The organism is Rodentibacter mrazii, assembly GCF_001998825.1.
Taxonomy (GTDB): Bacteria; Pseudomonadota; Gammaproteobacteria; order Enterobacterales; family Pasteurellaceae; genus Rodentibacter; species Rodentibacter mrazii.
Map to the genome: position 1 here is coordinate 1 of NZ_MLHG01000088.1, position 3,482 is coordinate 3,482.

General features: G+C 42.6%; 2 protein-coding genes. Both read right to left on the minus strand.

What is annotated here, in order from left to right; translation table 11 throughout:
- On the minus strand, positions 1–2,793 hold a 2,793-nt coding region (gene glnE / locus BKK47_RS11115), incomplete at its 3' end, for a bifunctional [glutamate--ammonia ligase]-adenylyl-L-tyrosine phosphorylase/[glutamate--ammonia-ligase] adenylyltransferase (protein ID WP_077494895.1).
- Between the two features lie 12 nt (positions 2,794–2,805).
- Positions 2,806–3,482: tRNA (adenosine(37)-N6)-dimethylallyltransferase MiaA (gene miaA, locus BKK47_RS11120; protein ID WP_077494894.1), on the minus strand; the 677-nt coding region annotated here is incomplete at its 5' end.

Consider the following 3,482-nt stretch of genomic DNA (forward strand, 5'->3'; position numbering starts at 1 on the left):
CGCCTGATGAATAATGCCCATATTAGCCATTGATTCAAAGATTCTGACATTGTCGGACCATTTTGTTAATGCAGGGTTATTAGGGGCATAAGCAAGCATTAAATATTGCGCAATAAACTCAATATCCGTTATACCGCCACGATCAGTTTTAAGATTAAATTCATTTTCTTGAGAGTGGGATAAATGGCTAAACATTTTCTCACGCATTTCCGATACATCTTGTTTTAGTATTTCCATATCTCTTGGAGTTGAAAGGACCCGTTGTCGAATAGTTTCAAATTTTTTCCGTAATGACTGTTCGCCGAAAACAGAGCGAGCTCGTACTAACGCTTGTTTTTCCCAAGTCCAAGCTTCATTCAATTGATAGTTTTCAAAAGCGGATAGAGAGCAGCCAAGTAATCCGGCATCACCGGAGGGGCGTAATCGCATATCAATATCATAAAGCACGCCGGCACTGGTATTCAGACTAAAAATGCTGACGATTTTTTGGGCGAGTTTGAGGTAAAACTGGTTGCTATCAATGATTTTTTTTCCTCCTACGGTTTGCCCTTCCATTGCCTCATAGAGAAAAACCAAATCAAGATCGGATTTATAGCCTAATTCGATCCCTCCTAGTTTTCCATAGCCCACTACCAAAAAGTTTTTTTCGCCATTTTGTAAATGTTGAGGAATACCAAAACGGGTGGAAACCTGTTTCCACGCTAAATTCACTACCGATTGAATAATCGCTTCTGCTAAATAAGTGAGATGATCGCTGACTTTCATCACCGGTAATGCCCCTAAAATATCGGCTGCGGCAACCCTCAATAAGGTCGCTTGCTTAAATTGGCGTAGCGCATTGATAAATTCTTCCTCATCGTCTTGGGGTAATCGTAATAGATATTGTTGGAGTTCATCGGCATATTGAGTGAACGGGAGAGGGTGGCGTAAGCTTTCTGTGTTGAGGAGCTCATCAAGCAGAATAGGATGTTGTGCAAGTTGATCGGCAATGAGTTGAGATTTCGCACAAAGCTCGATCACTTGGCGTAAGGCCTGGGGATTTTCGAGTAAGAGTTCTAAATAAGTGGTGCGGCTGGAAATTTTCTCAATCAGGTGCAACATGCGTGGCAACAAAGTGCGGTAGCTTTCTTGTTTAAAAATGAGCGAAAACACCGTTGGCATTAATTGTGTTAGCACTTCCCGTCCACGGTTTCCAATAATACGGCGTTTTAGGCTTTCTTTAAATTGCGCTAATTTATCTAAGATTTCATTGATGTATTCCGATTGAACACTACTTTCTTCCAGCATTTGCACGATTTCATCAAAATCAGCCTCAAGAAAATCTTGCCATTGATTTTCTGTTTCCGCCTTTTCTTCCGTTTCCTCACCGATAAGTTGGTTAAAAACCGCACGCACCTTTTCTTGCATTTGCTGCAAAGTGCGGTAGAAATCTTGCCAGTTTTCTATCGTATAGGTGCATTCAATTTGATGATTGTGTTCATCTAAGCAAGTGAAATGTCGGCAAGCCTCAATTAACCGCAGTTGGTCTGTTTCATTGGTTGGCAGGGTTTGGGTTTGTTGATCATTGATGGCTTGTAAGCTATTTTCGACCCGGCGTAAGAAAACATAACTTTCCCGTAAATGCTGATATTGCGTTTGAGTGATAAGCCCCAGTTTGGCAATTTTAGGCAAAATCTTAAGCAAGCTATGTTGTTGTAAGGCAATTTCCCGCCCCCCACGAATTAATTGAAAAACTTGGGCGATAAATTCCACTTCACGAATCCCTCCTGCCCCAAGCTTAATATTATCTTCAAGCCCACGACGGCGAACTTCCCGTTCAATTTTTCCTTTCATTTCACGCAGAGATTGAATTACACTAAAGTCGATATAGCGGCGGTAAACAAAAGGGCGGAGCATTTTTTCCAAGTTGGTGACATTTGGATCATGAGCTTGTACCCCTAAAATACGTCCTTTAATCATGGCATAGCGCTCCCAATCCCGCCCTTGATCTTGATAATATTGCTCCATTGCGGCAAAACTTAAAGCTAAAGCACCACTTTCACCAAAAGGGCGTAGGCGCATATCTGTGCGATAAACAAAACCATCAGCAGTAAAATCATCCAATGCACTGATTAAACGTTGCCCCAAGCGAGTGAAAAATTTGGCATGATCCACCGGTTTTCTCGCATTGCTTCCCTCAATGCGGGTTTCTCCCTGAGCAGGATAAGTAAAAATCAAATCAATATCGGAAGAAAAATTGAGTTCAAATCCCCCTAGTTTTCCCATGCCCAAAATATAAAGTGATTGTGGCTTTTCTTGTTCGTCTAATGGCGTACCCATTTCCTCACAAGCTTTGCGATAAAGCCAATCACGCGCACCAATAATAAGGCTTTCAGCCAGCTGTGAAAGACGGATAAAAATTTCCTCGACTGTGGCAAGATTGAGACTTTGGCAAAAACTTAACTTCGCCATTTCTGCATTACGAAAAACACGCAGGGCTTTATAAAATTCAGCCTCATGGGAAATACCTGATAATTGATTGTTTAAACGTACCGAATATTGCTCACAATCGGTAAAAGTCGGGCTTTTTTCCCACCATTGTGCGAGTAAGTGCGGTTGTTTTTGCAAGATTTTTTCCACAAAATCCGACATCGCCACCGCATAGCCTAATCTTCCGATTGGGTGGTTTTTATCTTGTTGATATTGCTGAATTTGTTGAAAAATATCATGGGTATCCATTTCAGGAAAAGATTGGCACAAAATTGTGCCAAGTTCGGTAAGTTTGGGGGCGATGAGAGCGGAAAGTGCGGTCATTTTACTCACCTTTTATATGTGTATATGTGCTTCGATTTGGCGTAACACCGTTTCTTTGGCTTGGTTGGGCTGTAAGCTATCCAACCATTGAACTGGGGTTTTCCAGCCCCGCAGCCAAGTTACTTGGCGTTTGGCGAGCTGGCGGGTGGCACAGATACCACGGAAGATCATTTCATCGTGGTCGTAATCACCTTGCAAATAGTCCCACATTTGGCGATAGCCCACGCAGCGAATTGAGGGTAAATCAGGCGTGAGATCGCCTCGTGCAGAGAGTTTTTCCACTTCTTCTTGAAAACCCAATTCAATCATTTTGTGGAAACGTTGTTCGATACGGTTATGCAAAATATGGCGATCTTCAGGGGCAATGGCAAATTGCATAATATTATAGGGTAAGGATTCTCCCTTTTGTTCGGTCAGCTCGGTGAGGGATTTTCCCGTAATATAGAACACTTCCAAGGCTCGATTGATCCGCTGAGAATCATTAGGGTTAATTCGTTGAGCAGAGATAGGATCAATTTTTGCCAGTTCATTATGCAACATTGCCCAACCGTGTTGTACGGCTTTTTGCTCGATGTCAGCTCGGATTGCTTCATCAGCGGAGGGTAAAGGGGAAAGCCCTTCAAGCAAGGCTTTGTAATAGAGCATCGTTCCCCCCACAAGAAGGGGGATTTTTCCTTGTGCGGTAATCT